This is a genomic window from Nocardia sp. NPDC005998, from assembly GCF_040614395.1.
Lineage (GTDB): Bacteria > Actinomycetota > Actinomycetes > Mycobacteriales > Mycobacteriaceae > Nocardia.
On sequence record NZ_JBEXUI010000013.1, the window covers coordinates 149144 to 167822 of the forward strand.

The 18679-nt window shown below is 65.6% G+C and carries 13 protein-coding genes and 1 riboswitch; of the genes, 11 read left to right on the forward strand and 2 right to left on the reverse strand.

What is annotated here, in order from left to right:
* Positions 1-6 precede the first annotated feature (6 nt).
* The gene (locus ABZ293_RS20060) at positions 7-1203 is read right to left on the reverse strand and encodes an FAD-dependent oxidoreductase (protein WP_355182593.1); all 1197 of its coding nucleotides are present in this window, start codon (positions 1201-1203) and stop codon (positions 7-9) included.
* On the reverse strand, positions 1200-1544 hold the full coding sequence (locus tag ABZ293_RS20065) for a bifunctional 3-phenylpropionate/cinnamic acid dioxygenase ferredoxin subunit (protein WP_355182595.1): 345 nt from the start codon (positions 1542-1544) through the stop codon (positions 1200-1202). The genes ABZ293_RS20060 and ABZ293_RS20065 overlap by 4 nt, the downstream gene beginning before the upstream one ends.
* Positions 1545-1738: 194 nt before the next feature.
* Between ABZ293_RS20065 and ABZ293_RS20070 the strand changes: the two genes are divergently transcribed.
* From ABZ293_RS20070 to ABZ293_RS20120, 11 genes are all read left to right on the forward strand, one after another.
* The gene (locus tag ABZ293_RS20070) at positions 1739-4186 is read left to right on the forward strand and encodes an FAD-dependent oxidoreductase (protein ID WP_355182597.1); all 2448 of its coding nucleotides are present in this window, start codon (positions 1739-1741) and stop codon (positions 4184-4186) included.
* A gap of 4 nt (positions 4187-4190) precedes the next feature.
* A complete protein-coding gene (gene solA, locus ABZ293_RS20075) occupies positions 4191-5354 on the forward strand; it encodes an N-methyl-L-tryptophan oxidase (protein ID WP_355182599.1) in 1164 nt (387 codons plus the stop codon).
* Between the two features lie 7 nt (positions 5355-5361).
* Positions 5362-6543 (forward strand): aromatic ring-hydroxylating dioxygenase subunit alpha, encoded by a 1182-nt coding sequence (locus tag ABZ293_RS20080; RefSeq protein ID WP_355182601.1) that lies wholly within the window; start codon positions 5362-5364, stop codon positions 6541-6543.
* 6 nt (positions 6544-6549) lie between these two features.
* Positions 6550-8031 carry an aldehyde dehydrogenase family protein gene (locus ABZ293_RS20085; protein ID WP_355182603.1) on the forward strand — a complete coding sequence of 494 codons (1482 nt, stop codon included), beginning with the start codon at positions 6550-6552 and terminating at the stop codon, positions 8029-8031.
* A 59-nt stretch (positions 8032-8090) separates the two neighbouring features.
* Positions 8091-9620 carry an amino acid permease gene (locus ABZ293_RS20090; protein WP_354958680.1) on the forward strand — a complete coding sequence of 510 codons (1530 nt, stop codon included), beginning with the start codon at positions 8091-8093 and terminating at the stop codon, positions 9618-9620.
* Positions 9613-11169: a GMC oxidoreductase gene (locus ABZ293_RS20095; protein WP_355182605.1), complete on the forward strand. Its 1557-nt coding sequence runs from the start codon at positions 9613-9615 to the stop codon at positions 11167-11169. Before ABZ293_RS20090 ends, ABZ293_RS20095 begins: the two co-directional genes overlap by 8 nt.
* A 61-nt stretch (positions 11170-11230) precedes the next feature.
* Positions 11231-13075 carry a putative nucleotidyltransferase substrate binding domain-containing protein gene (locus ABZ293_RS20100; RefSeq protein WP_355182607.1) on the forward strand — a complete coding sequence of 615 codons (1845 nt, stop codon included), beginning with the start codon at positions 11231-11233 and terminating at the stop codon, positions 13073-13075.
* Positions 13076-13088: 13 nt separating this feature from the next.
* Complete coding sequence (locus ABZ293_RS20105) at positions 13089-13874, forward strand: IclR family transcriptional regulator (RefSeq protein ID WP_355182609.1); 786 nt, start codon at positions 13089-13091, stop codon at positions 13872-13874.
* Positions 13875-14026: 152 nt separating this feature from the next.
* Positions 14027-14119: riboswitch (glycine riboswitch) on the forward strand.
* A gap of 130 nt (positions 14120-14249) precedes the next feature.
* Positions 14250-15539, forward strand: a complete 1290-nt coding sequence (glyA, locus tag ABZ293_RS20110) for a serine hydroxymethyltransferase (RefSeq protein WP_355182611.1) — start codon at positions 14250-14252, stop codon at positions 15537-15539.
* The gene (locus ABZ293_RS20115) at positions 15536-16891 is read left to right on the forward strand and encodes an L-serine ammonia-lyase (protein ID WP_355182613.1); all 1356 of its coding nucleotides are present in this window, start codon (positions 15536-15538) and stop codon (positions 16889-16891) included. The genes glyA and ABZ293_RS20115 overlap by 4 nt, the downstream gene beginning before the upstream one ends.
* Positions 16892-16996: 105 nt before the next feature.
* The gene (locus tag ABZ293_RS20120; RefSeq protein ID WP_355182615.1) at positions 16997-18679 is read left to right on the forward strand and encodes a tetratricopeptide repeat protein; all 1683 of its coding nucleotides are present in this window, start codon (positions 16997-16999) and stop codon (positions 18677-18679) included.

The window sequence follows — 18679 nt, forward strand, 5'->3', positions numbered from 1 at the left end:
ATCCTCCTAGGAGATAGAAATGGCGCTGGAGATATCGATGGCGTCTGGGGTGAGCCGCTCGATGTGCTTGCGGTATCGGGTGAACAGGCGTGGGTTATCGATGGCGAATACGGCCACCGGTGCACCGTCGCGCTCGTACAGGACGGTGAACGACTCGGTGGACGCGTCGCCGTCCACGAAGCGGACCGCGTCGGTCGCTCGGCTATGGCCCGCGAACTGCAGCATTCGTCCATATTGCCGCGACCAGAAATACGGCGTCGAGGTAGGTCGTTGTGCTGCGCCGACAATATCGGCCGCGGCGATGCGGGCCTGTACGGTCGCATTGGTCCAGTGTTCGCTGCGGTGGTGGCCGCCCAGTTCCGCGTTGTAGGCGCGGGCGCAATCGCCGATCGCGTAGATGCCGGGGATCGATGTACGGCATCGGGAGTCGGTGATGAAGCCGTTGTCGATCTCGAGGCCACAGTCGCGCGCCCACTCGGTATTGGGTACCGCGCCGATGCCGATGACCACGGCGTCGGCGGCGAGTTCGGTGCCATCGGTCAATTGAACCGCGCGGACGCGCACGTCACCCAGGAATCGGTCGACCGCGACGCCGGTCAGCAGCCGTACACCATTGGCGGAGTGCATGGCGGCGCAAATCGGTGCGATCTGCGGTCCGAAGACAGCGGTGAGCGGTTCGGTGGAAAGCTCGACAATGATCACCTCGATGCCGAAACTCACTGCGGTAGAGGCTATTTCGGAGCCGATCAGACCCGCGCCCACGATGACCACCGTGCGTGCGGTGCGCAGCGACGTGCGGATGGCCCTGGCGTCCTCCAGCGTCCGTAGCGTGTGGACACCGCGCAGCGTCGGTGCGCCCGGCAGGGATCGGGCCCGCGCGCCCGTCGCGAGGACCAGGGAGTTTCCGCTGACTTGCCCGCCGTCGTCCAGGATGACGCCGGGCCCGTGCGCTGTCGAGGTGATCCCGACCGCCCGCCGCCCGAGCATCCAGTTCGCCTCGGCCACCTCGCCGAGCGCGATATCGACATCGTCGTGCAGGAAATCCTTGGACAGCGGCGGTCGGTCGTAGGGCAGGTGCGGTTCGTCGCCGACGACCGTGATGTCGCCCTCGTGACCGTATTCGCGCAGCGCACGGACCAGCGAGAAGCCGGCGAGCGATGCGCCGACGACCACCACCGAGTCGGTACGCGATACCGCATTCATGAGGGCACCACCAGGACGTCGCCATCGACGACCCGGACCGCGTGGGTGCGCACCGCGATCTTGGCCGGCGGTCCGGATACCGCGCCGGTGCGCAGGTCGAAGCAGGATTCGTGCAGCGGGCATTCGACCGTGCAGTTATCGACCCAGCCGTCGGCCAGCGACGCGTCCTGGTGCGTGCAGGTGTCGTCGATCGCGAACAGGCCGTCCTCGGTGTGGAAAACCGCGATCGGCGCGCCACCGTCCGGCCGCACCGTGGCGACCTCGCCCACCGGTAGGTCGGTCAGGTGCGCGACGAACAGTTCCGCCGTGACGGTTTCCGGTTGCTCGGCAAGGGAACTCATCAGCCCTCCATAGTTGCTCATTACGCAACACATCTCAGATAACGCAACAGTGTCCTCGGGTTCGCCGTCGCCGTCAACCCCGGAGGCGACTTGTGAACAATTGGTTTCCAGCTGTTGACAGGCCGCCGGATCGGGTTGACCATTTGTTGCGTAATGCGATTGCGTTGCGCAGCAAGCAACATCGGAGGCACGTCTTGGCTCACCCGAAAGTTGTCGTCATCGGAGCCGGAATCGTCGGAACCTCATTGGCCGATGAAATAACCTCACGCGGCTGGACCGATGTCACCGTTCTCGATCGAGGTCCACTGTTCGCCACGGGCGGATCGACTTCACACGCACCGGGTTTGGTGTTCCAGACGAATTCGTCCAAAACAATGACGGAATTCGCCCGGTATACGACGGAGAAATTCCTGGCGCTCGACCATCCGGAGGGTTGGTCCTTCAATCCGGTCGGCGGATTGGAGGTGGCGACCACGCCGCAGCGCTGGCGAGATCTGCACCGTAAGGCCGGGTGGGCGCAGTCCTGGGGCATCGAGGGACAGCTACTCGAACCCGCCGAATGCGCGGCATTGCATCCGCTAGTCGATGCCGGCCGCATTCTCGGCGGATTCCACACTCCGACGGATGGTTTGGCCAAGGCGCTGCGCGCGGCGGCCGCGCAGGCGAGACTCGCGACCGCGCGCGGCGCGCGTTTTCGCGCACACCAGGAAGTGCTCGGCATTGTGCAGCGCGGCGGCCGAGTGGCGGGGGTGGAAACCGCCGACGGCATTATCGAGGCGGATATCGTCGTCTGCGCGGCGGGTTTTTGGGGCGCCGAATTGGCGAAACGGGTCGGGCTCGTGCTGCCGCTGGTGCCGATGGCGCATCAATACGCCAAGACGGGCCGAATCGCCGCCCTCGATGGACGCAATAGCGCGTTGAATGAGGCCAGCCTGCCGATATTGCGGCATCAAGATCAAGATCTCTACTTTCGCGAACATCGCGACCGAATCGGTATCGGCTACTACGGGCACAATCCCATGCCGGTGGACCTGTCGACACTCGCCACCGCCAGTACGGAAATGCCGTCCATGCTGGCGTTCACCGAGGAGGATTTCGCACCCGCCTGGCGTGCGTCCATGGAACTCCTACCGGCGCTGGGTGATTCGAAGGTAGAGGAGGGATTCAACGGGATTTTCTCGTTCACCCCCGACGGCTTTTCGATCATGGGCGAGCATCGAGATCTGGAGGGATTCTGGGTCGCCGAGGCGGTGTGGGTCACCCATTCGGCCGGTGTGGCCAAGGCGACCGCCGAGTGGATCATCGACGGCGCACCGCAAACGGACGTGCACGAATGCGATCTGTACCGCTTCGAGGATGTGGCCCGCAGCGACCGCTTCATTCTGGAGACGAGTTCGCAGGCATTCGTCGAGGTGTACGACATCATCCATCCGCACCAGTACCGAACGGCCCTGCGCGGACTGCGGACCAGCCCGTTCTATCCCCAGCAACAGCAGTTGGGCGCGTACTTCTTCGAGGGCGGTGGCTGGGAGCGGCCTGCCTGGTACGAGGCCAATGCCGAACTGGCGCAACGCCTTCGCGACCAGGGAGTGCCGTTTCCCGAGCGCGATGAGTGGTCGGGCAACTTCTGGTCACCGATCTCCATCGCGGAGGCGCGCTGGACCAGGGAGCGCGTCGCCATGTACGACATGACGCCGCTGACCCGGTACGAGATCGCCGGCTCCGGCGCATTGGAACTGCTGCAGCGGCTGACCACCAATAACCTGGACAAGAGCGTCGGCTCGGTCACCTACACGCTGATGCTGGATGAGAACGGCGGTGTCCGTAGCGATCTCACGGTCGCCAGGTTGGCGCCCGAGCGATTCCAGGTCGGCGCCAACGGGCCATTGGACTTCGACTGGTTCAGCAGGCACCTGCCCGACGACGGGTCGGTGACGTTGCGTGACATCACCGGCGGCACCTGCTGTATCGGCGTCTGGGGTCCGGCCGCGCGAGATCTGGTGCAGCCCTTGTGTTCCGATGATCTCTCGCATCAGGGTTTCAAGTATTTCCGGGCGCTGCAAACCTATCTCGGTGCGATTCCGGTAACGATGATGCGCGTCTCCTATGTCGGCGAACTCGGCTGGGAGATCTACACGACCGCCGAATACGGCAGTGCCCTCTGGGATCTGCTGTGGACGGCGGGGCACGCACACGAGGTCATCGCGGCGGGGCGCATCGCGTTCAACAGCCTGCGCATCGAAAAGGGCTACCGCGGTTGGGGAACCGATATGACCGCCGAACATCTGCCCGCCGCGGCCGGTCTCGATTTCGCGGTCCGCATGGCCAAGGACGACTTCGTCGGCAAAAAGGCATTGGAGCAGGCGCCGCCACCCGCGAAAATCCTGCGCAGCATCGTATTCGACAGTCCGACGGCGGTTGTCCTCGGCAAGGAGCCGGTGTACGTCGACGGTGCGTGCGCGGGCTATGTCACCAGCGCGGGCTATTCCGCCACCATCGGCCACAGCATCGCCTACGCCTGGTTGCCAGCGGCCACCGTCCCCGGTGACGCGGTCGAGGTCGAATACCTCGGCACCCGCTACACCGCCATCGTGCATACCGAACCGGTGGTGGACCCCGATATGTCCCGGATCAGGAGGTAGCGAAATGACCACGGCTACAGACGGTTACGACGTCATCGTGATCGGTCTCGGCGGGATGGGCAGTGCCGCCGCCTACCACCTGGCCGCCCGCGGGCAGAAGGTACTCGGACTGGAGAGGTTCACGCCCGCCCATAACAAGGGTTCCAGTCACGGCGGCTCGCGGATCATCCGACAGTCCTACTTCGAGGATCCGGCGTATGTGCCACTGCTGCTGCGCTCCTACGAGCTGTGGGAGCGGCTGGCGGCCGACAGCGGCCGAGAAGTCGTCCGGCTCACCGGCGGTCTGTTCCTCGGGCCGCCGGACTGCCTGACGGTCGCGGGCAGCCTGCGCGCGAGCCGCGAGTGGTCGCTGCCGCACGAAGTGCTCGACGCGACCGAGATCCGGCGGCGGTACCCGAATTTCACACCCGATCCCGACGATATCGCGGTGTACGAGGACAAGGCCGGATTCGCCCGCCCGGAGCTGACCGTCCAAGCGCATATCGATCTCGCGCTGCGCTCGGGGGCGACGCTGTCCTTCGGCGAAGAGGTGCTCGACTGGGCGGAAACCGCTGACGGCGTGACGGTCACGACGGCACGGGCCACCTATCGCGCCGACCAACTCGTCATCTGCCCCGGCGCATGGGCGCCACAGCTGCTGGCGGAGTTCGGCATCCCGATCACCATCGAGCGCCAGGTCCTGTACTGGCTCGATCCCATCGGCGGCACAACGGCTTTCGAGGACCAGCCGATCTACATCGCCGAAAACCGTTCCGGCATGCAGATCTACGGTTTTCCGGCGATCGACGGGCCGACCGGGGGAGTGAAGACCGCGTTCTTCCGCAAGGGCATCGAGTGCACACCGGAGACCATCGACCGCGTCGTACATCCGCACGAGATCCAGGAGATGCGCGAGCGCGTCGCCGGACTGCTTCCGGCACTGGACGGTCCGCTGGTCCACTCGGCGACCTGCATGTATTCCAATACGCCCGATCAACACTTCGTCATCGCTCGCCACCCCGACTCCACCCGGGTGACCATCGCGTGCGGCTTCTCCGGCCACGGCTTCAAGTTCGTCCCGGTGGTCGGCGAAATTCTGGCCGATCTGGCCATCGACGCGAAGACCGCGCATCCCATCACACTCTTCGACCCGCAAAGGCTGGTGACCAGTGGAAACAGCATCGCATAGCGATTCCATGGGGGGTGGCGGCCGGGCGACGGGTGGGCCGACCGCGGACCTCCCGCCGGTGGCTACCCCGGCGCTGATCCCGACCCTCGGCGGCAAGTGGTATGTCGAGGAGGCCATCTTCGCCGCCGAACAGGAACGCATTTTCGAGCAGATGTGGTTCTGCGCGCTCCGCTCCGCCGACCTGGCCGATCCGGGCCAGTTCAGGAAGGTGCAGGTCGGTCGCGAGAGCGTGCTGGTGGTACGCGGTCGGGACGGGCAGCTGCGCGCCTTCCTGAATATCTGCCGCCATCGCGGCGCGATGCTGTGCACCGAGGACGAGGGCCAGGTGCGGCGCAACCTGCGTTGCCCGTATCACGCGTGGACCTACGGCCTGGACGGGAAGCTCGTCGCCGCACCCAATATGGCCGCCCTCAAGGACGAGACCGGCGCGGATATCGACCGGGTCGCCTACGGTCTGGTCCCGGTGGCGCTGCGGGAATGGCTCGGCTACGCCTGGGTCTGCCTCGCCGACGAGCCGCCGTCGTTCGAGGACGATGTCATGGGCGCGGTCACCGAACGGCTCGGCAGCTCGACCGCGATCGACTCCTACGGCATCGAGCAGCTGCGGATCGGCCGCCGCGTGGTCTACGACGTCGCGGCGAACTGGAAGCTCATCGTGGAGAACTTCATGGAGTGCTACCACTGTGCGACCATCCACCCCGAGCTCACCGAGGTACTGCCGGAGTTCGCGGATGGCCTGGCCGCCCAGGTGTTCGTCGGGCACGGCGCCGAATTCGGCCCGGAAATCGCCGGGTTCACCGTCGACGGTTCGGTGGGATTCGAGCGGCTGCCGGGCGTGCGCGCCGAACAGGATCGCCGCTATTACGCGATCACGATCAAGCCGACGGTCTTCGTGAATTTGGTACCGGACCACATCATTTTCCACCGGATGTATCCGATATCGGCGGATCGGACCATTGTCGAATGTGACTGGCTCTACACCGCCGATGTGGTCGCGGAAGGCCGCGATGTATCGCGTTCGGTCGAATTGTTCCACCGGGTGAACGAACAAGATTTCGCGGCATGTGAGCGAACCCAACCCACAATGTCCTCGCGCGCTTACCGTAGCGGCGGAGTACTTGTACCCGCCGAGCACCACATTTCCGAATTCCACACATGGGTGCACGGCTGTATCGGCGACGTGAGGTGACCTGAGATGAACGGCAACCCGGACCTGCTCATCGGCGGCGCATGGGCGCACGCCGCAGACGGCGGCCTGCGCGAGATCGTCAACCCCGCCGACGGCACGGTGGTGGCCACCGTGGACGAGGCCACACCGGACGATGCGCGCAGCGCGGTGGCCGCCGCCCGCGCGGCCTTCGACGACGGGGCCTGGGTTGCCACGCCGGTCGCCGAGCGCGCCGCACTCCTGGCGCGGATCGCGGACCTGCTGGCGCGGGACAAGGAGGAGTTGGCGCACCTCGAGACGGTTGATACCGGCAAGACGCTGGTGGAGAGCCGCATCGATATCGACGATGTGATCTCGGTGTTCCGCTACTACGCGAGTCTGGTCGTCGGGCAGGCCGATCGACTGATCGACGTGGGAGATCCAGCGGTGCTCAGCCGGGTGGTCCGGGAGCCGATCGGCGTCTGCGTGCTGATCGCGCCGTGGAACTATCCGCTGCTGCAGATGTCGTGGAAGGTCGCGCCCGCGCTCGCCGCGGGCTGCACAATGGTCGCCAAGCCCAGCGAGGTGACTCCGCTCAGCACCATTGCCTTCGCGCGCTTGGCGCAGGAGGCCGGTGTCCCCGCTGGAGTGCTGAATCTGGTGCAGGGCAGCGGTGCGATGCTCGGCGCGGCACTGACCGATACGCCGGATGTCGACTTCATCTCCTTCACCGGGGGCCTCGCGACCGGTAAGACGATCGCCCGGGTTGCCGCGGAGCATGTCACCAAGGTCGCGGTGGAACTCGGTGGCAAGAATCCGCACATCGTCTTCGCCGACGCCGACTGGGCGAGTTCGGTCGACCAGGTGCTGACCGGTGTATTCCTGCATTCGGGTCAAGTCTGTTCGGCGGGAACACGACTCATCGTCGAGGAGTCCATCGCCGATGACTTCGTCGCCGAATTGGCGCGCCGCGCCGAGCTGATCCGCGTCGGCCCCGGCCTCGACCCGGCCAGCGAGACCGGGCCGCTGGTCTCCGAGGCACACCGCGCGAAGGTGGAAGCGTATGTGGAGCTGGGCATTTCGGAGGGTGCGAAGCTAGTGACCGGCGGCGTCCGGCCGAGTGATCCGGCGCTGGCCGCTGGCAGCTTCTTCCTACCGACGATCTTCGACAACTGCGATCGGTCCATGCGGATCGTGCGGGAGGAGACCTTCGGCCCCATCCTCACAGTGGAGCGATTCAGCACCGAGGCCGAGGCGATTCGGCTCGGCAATGACACCGAATACGGTCTCGCCGCAGGTGTGCGCACCGCCGATCCGGCGCGCGGCGAGCGCATGGTGCGCGCACTGCGCCACGGCACGGTGTGGCTCAACGACTTCGGCTATTACACCGCGGCCGCCGAATGGGGCGGGTTCAAGAAGTCCGGTAACGGACGCGAACTCGGCCCGACCGGACTGGCCGAATATCAAGAAATCAAACACATTTGGCACAACACGGCACCGAAGCCCGCGGAGTGGTTCAAGAGCGTCTGATCGAATTTTCAAATCTCGGCCGGACAGCCCGGACGGCCGCACCGCGAAAGGCAGTAGCAATGGTGGTCAAGGAACACAATGTGTCCGATGACAACGGCATGGAGGATTTCGGCTATAGGGAATCCCTGGACCGAAGTATCGGCAAGTTCGCCAGCTTCGCGGCCGGTGTCAGCTATATCTCGATTCTCACCGGTACGTTCCAACTCTTCTATTTCGGCTTCGGGACCGCGGGTCCGGCCTATCTCTGGTCGTGGCCTTTGGTTTTCGTCGGTCAGCTGGCGGTCGCGCTGTGTTTCATGGAGCTCGCCGCGAAGTATCCGGTCGCCGGGTCGGTGTACAACTGGTCCAAGGCGCTCGGCAGCCGGATCGTCGGCTGGTCCTCGGGGTGGCTGATGTTGACCGCTTCGATCGTGACGCTGTCGGCGGTAGTGCTCGCACTACAACTGAATCTGCCACGACTGTGGAGCGGATTCCAGTTCATCGGTGACGGGACCGGTCAATACGACTACGCGACCAATGCGGTCGTGCTCGGCACCGTGATGATCGTATTCACCACGGCCGTCAACGCTTTCGGTGTGCGTCTGATGGCGATGATCAACAGTGCCGGCGTGTTCATCGAACTTATCGCCGCGGTACTGATCGCGATCATCCTGGCGGCCAACTGGACTCGCGGTCCGCAGGTGTTCTTCTCGACCCACGGCTACGGTGCGGCCGAATCCGGTGGTTACCTCAGCGCGTTCCTGGTGGCCACGCTCGCCTCCGGCTATGTGATGTACGGCTTCGATACCGCGAGTTCACTGGGTGAGGAGACGGTGGAGCCGCGGCGCACCGCGCCCAAGGCGATCCTTCGTGCCGTGCTCGCGTCGTTCGTCATCGGCGGGGCCATCCTGGTTTTCGCGGTGATGGCGGCGCCCGATCTCGATGATCCGCAGATCGGCAGCTCCAGCGGTGGTCTGCAATACATTGTCGAACAGGTGATGTGGGGTCCGCTCGGCACGATCTTCCTGTGTTGCATCGTGATCGCGGTGACGGTCTGTTCGCTGGCGGTGCACACCGCCGCCATCCGGCTGGCCTTCGCCATGGCTCGCGATAACGCGCTGCCGTTCGGCGACAAGCTCGCCCGGGTGCATCCGAAGACCCAGACCCCGGTGGTTCCGGCGGTGCTGATCGGTGTGCTCGCGGCGCTCATCCTGGTGATCAATATCGGTCAGCCGAAGATCTTCACGGTGCTGACCTCGATTGCCATCATCATGATCTACCTGGCCTACCTCATGGTGACCGGTCCGATGCTGAAGAAGCGGTTCCAGGGGCAGTGGCCGCCGAAGGATCTGCAGGCCGGCGGCTACTTCTCGATGGGTCGGTGGGGGATCGTCGTGAATATCGTTGCCGTGGTGTGGGGTATCGCGATGGCGTTGAACCTGGCCTGGCCGCGCGAGGCCGTCTACGGCAATCCCTGGTACAACACCTGGGGCGCATTCGTCTACATCGGTGCGATCCTCGGGGCCGGGCTGCTGTGGTATCTGGTCAAGGGCCGCAAGAGTATCGGGACATTGGCCTCGCATGCGGCGCAGGTGCGTTCCGATGTCTGACACGGTCTTCGACTACGTGATCGCGGGCGGCGGGACGGCCGGCTGCGTACTCGCCGCGCGGCTCAGCGAAAACCCGGATGTGACAGTGTGTTTGGTGGAGGCCGGGCCCACCGACGTCGGCGATCGCAATATCCTCGAACTCGCGCAGTGGATGCACCTGCTCGATTCCGGTTACGACTGGGACTATCCGGTCGAGCCGCAGGAACGCGGCAACAGCTATCTGCGCCATGCCAGGGCGAAGGTGCTCGGCGGGTGTTCCTCACACAATTCGTGCATCGCGTTCTGGCCGCCCGCCGAGGGGCTGGACGAGTGGGCGGCGATGGGCGCCAAAGGCTGGGGTGCGGCCGAGGTGCTGCCCTATGTCGCGCGGTTGGAGAACAATCACGCGCCGGGGGAGCAGCACGGTCGCAGCGGGCCGGTGCGGCTGCGGGATATCCCGCCGAATGATCCGTGTGGTGTCGCCGTCCTCGAAGCCGCGGCGCTGGCCGGACTGCCGACCGTCGAATTCAACCGAGGCACAACGGTGCGCAACGGGGCCGGATGGTTCCAGATCAATGCGAGCGAGGACGGGACACGGATGTCGTCGTCGCACGCCTATCTGCATCCGATTCTCGGTTTGCGGCCCAATCTTGTGGTGCGCACGGGATGTTGGGTCAGTGAGATCCTGTTCGACGAGGCGCGCAACGCAACTGGTGTGCGCTATCAGCGGCCCGATCTCACCGGCTACGACACCGCCTCCGCACGGCGCGAGGTCATCGTGACCGCCGGAGCGATCGATACGCCGAAGTTATTGCTGCTGTCCGGCATCGGGCCCGCCGACCACCTACGGGAGATCGGGGTGCCGGTGCGGGTCGACGCGCCGGGTGTCGGCTCGAATCTGGACGACCACGTCGAAGGTCTGGTGTTCTGGGAAGCCGCGCAACCCATGATCGGCACCTCCACCCAGTGGTGGGAGATCGGGGTATTCGCCACCTCCGACGAATCGCTTCGCGTGCCCGACATCATGATGCATTACGGCAGCGTGCCGTTCGATATGAACACGCTGCGGCACGGCTACCCGACCACCGATAACGGCTTCTGTCTGACACCCAATGTCACCCAGGGGCGGTCGCGCGGCACGGTCCGATTGCGCACCCGCGACTTCCGCGATCGGCCGAAGGTCGACCCGCGGTACTTCACCGACCCGGACGGCCACGACGAACGCACCATGCTCGCCGGCGTCCGGTTGGCACGCGAGATCGCCGAGCAGGCGCCGTTGCGGGAGTGGATCGCGCGAGAACTCGCACCCGGCCCGGAGGCGGTCACCGACGACGAGCTGCTGGACTACATTCGTGCCACCCACAACACCGTCTACCACCCGGCGGCAACGGCGCGGATGGGTGCGCCCGACGATCCGATGGCGGTGCTCGATCCGGAGCTCCGGGTCAAGGGCGTCTCCCGATTGCGGGTAGTCGACGCTTCGGCGATGCCGAAATTGCCCGCCGTCAACCCCAACATTACTGTCATGGCCATGGCAGAGAAGTGCGCGGACCTGATCAGGGAAACCTGAGTCCGGGGTGCCGGAGGGCGAGCTAGCGGCGTTTCTGGGTGACCACGCGCCGTTCCAATCGATGACGCCGCCCGAGCTGGACAAGCTCGCGGCGGCTTCGTCGTTGCACGAGTTCGCCGTCGGCGAGGTGATCGCCGACTACTCGACGCAGGTGCCCGATGACGTCTGGATGCTCTGGACGGGTGCCGTCACGCTGCAGGGCACCGGCACCGACCCCACGAGTCGGCGGCGCTCGGGTTCCGTCGTTCAAGCGGGGGACGCTGGCGGGGGCGACGACGGTGGCGCGACGATCGACACCGTCGAGTCCGGCGGCATCTTCGGCTATGTGCCGCTGCTGACCGGTGGCAGCGCCGAATTCGTCGCGCGGGCCACCGAACCCAGTGTGCTGATCCGGCTGCCCGGCGTACTGGTCCGGGAGCAGTTCGCCCAACCGGACGGACTTGCCTTCCTCGCCTCGTCGGCGTGGAAAACGGTATCGGGCAATCGGACCCCGGTGGCATCCGTGCTGGGTAACCGCCCGGTCGGTGAACTGGTTTCCGGCACAGTGGTTTTCGTGACACCGGACACCGGTGTTCGGGAGGCCGTCGTCCGGATGACCGAGCAGCGCGTCTCCGCCGTGCTGATCCGGTTGCCGGACGGCGAACTCGGCATCTTCACTGATCGCGATCTGCGCACGAGGGTGGTGGCGGCCGGACTTCCGGTCGACGTGCCGATCTCCCGGGTGATGAGCGCACCGGCCCGTCGGGTCACCGCCGATCTGACCGCCGAGACCGTGCTGATGGAGATGCTCGAATGCGGGCTACGGCATATGCCGGTGCTCTCGCGACGGGGCGAGGTGCTCGGCGTGCTCGAGGACGCGGACCTGCTCGCGGCATCGGCGCGCCAGAGTTTCGTATTGCGTCGCTCGATCGGGGCGGCCACGGATGCGGTCCAGTTGCAGCGGGCAGCGCGCGAGATCACGGCGACGGTGGTCGACCTGTTCCGCAATGGCACCAAGGCCTCGGCGACCAGCGGGATCCTCTCGGTCGTCATCGACTCGGTGGTCCGCAAGGCGCTCGAGCTGGCACTGGCGGAGTTCACGGACGCACCTGGTGACGGATTCGCCTGGTTGATCCTCGGCAGCGTCGCGCGCCGGGAGGCCATGCCGTCATCGGATGTCGACAGTGCGCTCTCGTGGTCCGACGAATTATCTTCGGCCAGTGGGCAATTGCGCGCTGTCGCGGCGCGTGTGCACGCGATTCTCGATGCCTGCGGACTACCCGCGGACAGTAATGGGGCCATCGCCGCGAAGCCGAAGTTCGCCCGGTCGCGCACCGAATGGGCGCGGGCGGCCGAGGGCTGGCTCGACGATCCGCTGCAGGATCGGGGGCTGATCCTGTCGTCGCTGCTCATCGATGGGCGGGTGGTGTGGGGCGACGCCGCGCTGCATACCGTGCCGGCGGCGTTCGGGCGGATGCGGGCCGAACACCCGAATGCGCTGCGGCTGCAACTGCTGGACGCGTTATCGGGACGGGTGCGGACACGGTCGCTGCGCGATGTGCTGTCCCGGCGCGGCGGCACCTTCGACCTGAAGAACCATGCGCTGGCGCCGATCGTCAACCTGGCGCGCTGGGGTGGGCTGGCGGCGGGCGTGACCTCGGCGTCCACCCCGGTGCGGTTGGCGGCGGCGGCGAGTGCCGGTGCGCTCACCGATCGGGATGTCACCATGCTGACCGAGGTCTTCGTCATGTTGCAGCGCCTGCGGATGGTGCATCAGGTCGAGCAGTTGTCGGCTGGGCACAGTCCCGGCGATATTGTCATGATGTCGGAACTCTCGCCGTTGAATCGGAGCCTGCTCAACGATGCCCTGCGCGAAATCGCGGCGGTGCAACGACGGGTCGGCAGCATGGGAGCCACAACCACCTAGAATGGCAATTGTCATGGCGAAACAAGGTGTCGAGGACAACGGGCGGACGGCCGCGGTGCAGTCCGTCGACCGAGCGCTGCTGGTCATGGAGATCATTGCCAAGCTCGGGCAGGCGGGCGTCACGGAGATCGCCGCCGAACTCGGCGTCCACAAATCTACCGTTTCGCGGTTGATCGCCGTGCTGGAATCGCGGGGATACGTCGAGCAACTGTCCGAGCGCGGCAAGTATCGGCTCGGTTTCTCGATCGTTCGGCTCGCCGGATCCACCAGTGCCCAGGTCGATCTCGTCGGACAGAGTCAGAGCGCCTGCAACGCGCTGGCGATCGAGGCCGGTGAGACGACCAATCTCGCTGTGCTGGACGGTAGTCGGATCATCAATATCGCCGAGGCGCACGGGCCGGGTTCGATCGCGTTGCGGTCCTGGGTCGGTCAGAGTTGTCCGGCGCACGCCACTTCCAGTGGCAAGGTACTGCTCGCGGACCTGGAGCCGGGGGAGATGCGCAAGCGCGTCGGCGCCAAACTCGAGGCATTCACCGCCAATACGCTGACCAGGGTCGCCGACCTCGCCGCACAACTCGTCGCGGTGCGCGAGAACGGCTGGGCCGATGTACGCGAGGAACTGGAGATCGGCCTGAACGCGGTCGCCGCGCCGGTCTACGACAGCACCGGTGCCGTTGTTGCGGCACTGAGCGTTTCCGGTCCGGCTTACCGCCTGAGTCCGGACCGCTTCGCCGACGTCGCCCAACTGACCATCGCCAGCGCCGCCGATATCAGCCGCCGCCTCGGTTACCTGGGCTGACCTCCCGCGCCGAGTGGGATCGAAAGCTATCTGATCTCGGTTGCCCTTCTCGTGTTGACATGGGGGTGGGATGGCCCAATACTGAGTTGCGTATAGAGCTTCGTGTTGCGGTCTACGCAACTTGCTTCTTGCGAAACCGAATATCCGCCGTTCGACGCGCAGCGGGAGATCTCCACACCGTATGTGGAAGCCGAAGGAGCAACACCTCCCGGGAATCTCTCAGGCCCCAGTACCGCTGCGCTCAGGCAACTCTGGAAAGCAGTGCACGCGCACTCGCCGACGGGGCAAACGCACCGACCGGATGCGTGAATCTCTCAGGCCATTGGACAGAGCGGGAGGAGCCACCTACGCGCACGCGTCGACGAAAGGCTCCCCATGGCCGACTCCGCTATCCGAACCGAACTCGATGCCCCACTGCGCGAATTCGACCCGCTCGTCGCCGAATTGGTGGACCGGGAGGTCGACCGTCAGCAGCGCGGGCTGGAGATGATCGCATCGGAGAACTACGCGCCGCTCGCGGTGATGCAGGCGCAGGGATCGGTGCTGACCAATAAGTACGCCGAAGGATATCCGGGGCGTCGCTACTACGGCGGGTGCGAGCATATCGACCAGATCGAGTCGCTGGCGATCGAGCGACTGCGCGGGCTCTTCGGCGCCGAATACGTGAACGTGCAACCGCATTCGGGGGCGCAGGCGAATGCGGCGGCGATGCACGCGGTGCTGCGGCCCGGTGACGGCATCCTCGGGCTGGCGCTGGATCACGGCGGTCATCTCACGCACGGGATGAAGATCAACTTCTCCGGGCGGCTCTATGACGTCGCGGCCTATCACGTTCGGGCCGAGGACCATCTCATCGATATGGACGAGGTGCGCAGGCTCGCCCACGAGCACCGGCCGAAGCTGATCGTGGCGGGGTGGTCCGCCTACCCGCGCCATCTCGATTTCGCCGAATTCCGCCGCATCGCAGATGAAGTCGGCGCGTATTTGATGGTGGATATGGCGCACTTCGCCGGTCTGGTCGCGGCCGGGCTGCATCCCTCGCCGGTGCCGCACGCGCATATCGTCACCTCGACAACCCACAAGACGCTCGGCGGACCCCGTGGCGGTTTCATTCTCGCGGTCGAGGAATTGGCCAAGAAGCTGGGTTCGGCGGTCTTTCCCGGACAGCAGGGCGGGCCACTCGAGCATGTGATCGCGGCCAAGGCCGTCGCGTTCAAAATGGCGAGCGAACCGGTGTTTCGGGAACGTCAGGAGCGCACTCTCGCCGGTGCGCGCCTGCTCGCCGAACGGTTGCTCGCCACGGACTGCCGGGCGGCGGGCATCAATGTCGTCAGCGGCGGCACCGATGTGCACCTGGTGCTCGTCGATCTGCGCGATTCCGAACTCGACGGTCAGCAGGGGGAGGATCTGCTGCACGACATCGGCATCACGGTGAACCGCAATGCCGTTCCGTTCGATCCGCGCCCGCCGATGGTCAGCTCGGGACTGCGGATCGGCACGCCAGCGCTGGCCACCCGCGGGTTCGATATCGAGGCGTTCACCGAGGTCGCCGATATCATCGCGGTCGCGCTGTTGCGGGGGCAGTCCATCGCCGAATCGACCGAGCGCGTCGATGCGCTGGTACGCCGGTTCCCGCTGTACCCGGGTCTGCGCGGTACGGCATGACGGTCAGCATCTTCGATCTGTTCCGGGTCGGCATCGGGCCGTCGAGTTCGCATACGGTGGGACCGATGCGGGCGGCAGCGCGGTTCATCGATCGGCTGAAATCCGATGGGGTGCTGCACAATACGGCTGCCGTACGGGTGCAGTTGTATGGATCGCTCGGCGCGACCGGGCGCGGGCACGGCAGTATCGAGGCGGTCGTCACCGGATTGTCGGGGGAACGACCCGAGGTGGTCGAGCCGAAGGTGGTGGCGCGCACCACATCCGACGTGCGCGCCACCGGCATGCTGCACCTGGGCGGCGTGCACCCGATCGGCTTCCTCATCGAGGAGGACATCGAACTCCTCGGGCGGACCAAACTCGCCTTCCACAGCAATGGCATGCTGTTCCGCGCTCTCGACGATGTCGGATGTGTACTCGGTGAACGCCAGTTCTATTCCGTCGGAGGTGGTTTCGTACTCGACGAGGACGAGATCGCGGGACCGGCCGAGGTCGTGGCCGTGCCGCATCCATTCCATTCGGGGCGCGACCTGCTCGCTCTCGCGGCGTACCAGCCGATCAGCGCCATTGTGCTGGCGAACGAAATGTCTTGGCGCAGCGCGGATCACATCCGTGCTGAGCTGCTCGATATCTGGGCAGTCATGCAGGATTGCGTCCGACGTGGCATGACCACCCGCGGTGTCCTGCCCGGCGCGCTCGGTGTGCGGCGGCGGGCAGCGGCACTGCACGATCGCCTGATATTCGAAGCCGATGAAACAGATCCGCTGCGTGCGACGGAATGGGTCACCTTGTTCGCGATGGCTGTCAACGAGGAGAACGCGGCGGGTGGACGCGTCGTCACCGCACCGACCAATGGCGCGGCCGGCATCATTCCCGCTGTGCTGCACTATATTCAGCGGTTCGTCACCGACAGCGCGGACGCCGTGATCGAATTCCTGCTGACCGCAGGTGCGATCGGCCAGCTGATCAAGGAGAACGCCTCCATCTCCGGCGCCGAAGTCGGCTGCCAAGGCGAGGTCGGCGCGGCCTGCGCCATGGCCGCCGCCGGACTCGCCGCCGTACTCGGCGGCACCCCGGCCCAGATCGAGAACGCCGCCGAAATCGGCATCGAGCACAACCTCGGCCTGACCTGCGACCCGATCGGCGGCCTCGTCCAGATCCCCTGCATCGAACGCAACGGCGTCGCCGCTGTCAAGGCCATCACCGCCGCCCGAATGGCCGTCCGCGGCGACGGCATCCACCACGTTTCCCTCGACCAGGCCATCCGAACAATGCGCGCAACCGGTGCCGACATGCTCGACAAGTACAAGGAGACCTCCCAGGGCGGCCTCGCGGTCGCCGTCGTCGAATGCTGAGGCCGCAGCGATCGTCGGGCAGAACTGTGGGCGGCGTCGATCAGTGGTCGCGGGGCGCATAATCGTCCGGAAGGCTGAGATCCACTCATATCCGAGCCCGGGAGAATGGCCGTGGACTACTACGATCTCGGAACTTATGCGCGGCCGGTGACGACGGCGTCGGCTGCCGCGCAGCGGTGGTTCGATCGCGGGCTGATCTGGACGTATGCCTTCAACCATGAGGAGGCGGTGCGGTGCTTCGAGCGGGCTGCACAGCTGGATCCGGGGTGTGCGATGGCCGCCTGGGGGGTGGCATATGCGCTGGGGCCGAATTACAACAAGCCGTGGGAGTTCTTCGACGAGACGGAGTTGGCCGATACGGTCGCGCGGACCCATGACGCCGCCCGCAAGGCCGCCGAACTCGGGGGCTCGCAGGTCGAGCGTGCGCTGATCGAGGCATTGGCCGCGCGGTATCCGGCGAAGGTGCCCGATGGGGACGGGTCGGTCTGGAATGCCGCGTACGCCGCGGCCATGCGCGGCGTCTACCAGCGGTTTCCGGATGATCTCGATGTCGCGACGCTGTTCGCCGACGCGCTGATGAATCAGACGCCGTGGGCGCTGTGGGATCAGCGCAGTGGTGCGCCCGCCGACGGGGCGGCCACGCTGGAGGCCAAGGCCGTGCTGGAGCGGGCGTTACGGACCGCCGAGGGGCCCGCGCATCCGGGCGTGCTGCATCTGTACATCCATTTGATGGAGATGTCGCCGACGCCGGAAGCCGCGCTGATGGTGGCGGATCGGCTGCGTGGTCTGGTGCCCGATGCGGGTCATCTCGAGCACATGCCGTCGCATCTGGATGTGCTCTGTGGTGACTACCGTGCGGTGGTCGCCGCCAATTCGGCCGCGATCGCCGCGGACGAGAAGTATGTCCGGTTGGCGGGGGAGATCAACTTCTACACTCTCTACCGCGCGCACAATTATCACTTCAAAATCTATGGCGCGATGTTCCTCGGGCAGTCTCGGGTGGCGCTGGAAACCATTGCGCAGCTGGAGAATTCCATTCCCGAGGAGCTGCTGCGGGTGCAGTCGCCGCCGATGGCGGATTGGCTGGAGGGGTTCCTGTCGATGTGGGTCCATACGTTCATCCGGTTCGGGAAATGGGCCGAGATCATCGATCTGTCGCTGCCGAAAGATCAAGAGCTGTACTGCGTCAGCGTCGCGATGCTGCATTACGCCAAGGGCGTCGCCTACGCCGCGACCAACCGCATCGCCGAGGCCGATGAGCAGCAGCGCCACTTCCTCGCGGCGGTCGACCGAGTTCCGGAATCCCGGACCCTTTTCAACAACACCTGCCGCGATATCCTCGCCATTGCCGCGGCCATGCTCGACGGTGAACTCCAGTACCGAAAGGGCAATTACGACAGCGCTTTCGGAGCCCTGCGTCGCGCCATCGACCTCGACGACAATCTGCCCTACGACGAACCGTGGGGCTGGATGCAGCCGACTCGGCACGCCTACGCCGCGCTACTGCTCGAACAGGGCCGCATTGCCGAGGCCGAGGCCGTCTACCGAGCCGATCTCGGGCTCGATGACACCCTGCCACGCGCCTGCCAACATCCGGGCAATGTCTGGAGTCTGCACGGCTATCACGAATGCCTGGCGCGCCTCGGTAAGGCCGGGGAGGCCCGAATCATCGCCCAGCAGTTGAAATTGGCCACGGCCGTGGCGGATGTGCCGATCGATGCCTCGTGCTTCTGCCGATTGTCCGCGATCGGTCACGTGGATACGCGCAGCTGCGGTGCGCACGAGTGA

Coding starts and splice junctions, on each gene's coding strand:
- ABZ293_RS20120 (WP_355182615.1), top strand. CDS start 16,997: ATGGCCGTGGACTACTACGATCTCGGAACTTATGCGCGGCCGGTGACG.
- ABZ293_RS20115 (WP_355182613.1), top strand. CDS start 15,536: ATGACGGTCAGCATCTTCGATCTGTTCCGGGTCGGCATCGGGCCGTCG.
- ABZ293_RS20085 (WP_355182603.1), top strand. CDS start 6,550: ATGAACGGCAACCCGGACCTGCTCATCGGCGGCGCATGGGCGCACGCC.
- ABZ293_RS20095 (WP_355182605.1), top strand. CDS start 9,613: ATGTCTGACACGGTCTTCGACTACGTGATCGCGGGCGGCGGGACGGCC.
- solA (WP_355182599.1), top strand. CDS start 4,191: ATGACCACGGCTACAGACGGTTACGACGTCATCGTGATCGGTCTCGGC.
- ABZ293_RS20090 (WP_354958680.1), top strand. CDS start 8,091: ATGGTGGTCAAGGAACACAATGTGTCCGATGACAACGGCATGGAGGAT.
- ABZ293_RS20080 (WP_355182601.1), top strand. CDS start 5,362: ATGGGGGGTGGCGGCCGGGCGACGGGTGGGCCGACCGCGGACCTCCCG.
- ABZ293_RS20105 (WP_355182609.1), top strand. CDS start 13,089: ATGGCGAAACAAGGTGTCGAGGACAACGGGCGGACGGCCGCGGTGCAG.
- ABZ293_RS20100 (WP_355182607.1), top strand. CDS start 11,231: ATGACGCCGCCCGAGCTGGACAAGCTCGCGGCGGCTTCGTCGTTGCAC.
- ABZ293_RS20065 (WP_355182595.1), bottom strand. CDS start 1,544: ATGAGTTCCCTTGCCGAGCAACCGGAAACCGTCACGGCGGAACTGTTC.
- glyA (WP_355182611.1), top strand. CDS start 14,250: ATGGCCGACTCCGCTATCCGAACCGAACTCGATGCCCCACTGCGCGAA.
- ABZ293_RS20060 (WP_355182593.1), bottom strand. CDS start 1,203: ATGAATGCGGTATCGCGTACCGACTCGGTGGTGGTCGTCGGCGCATCG.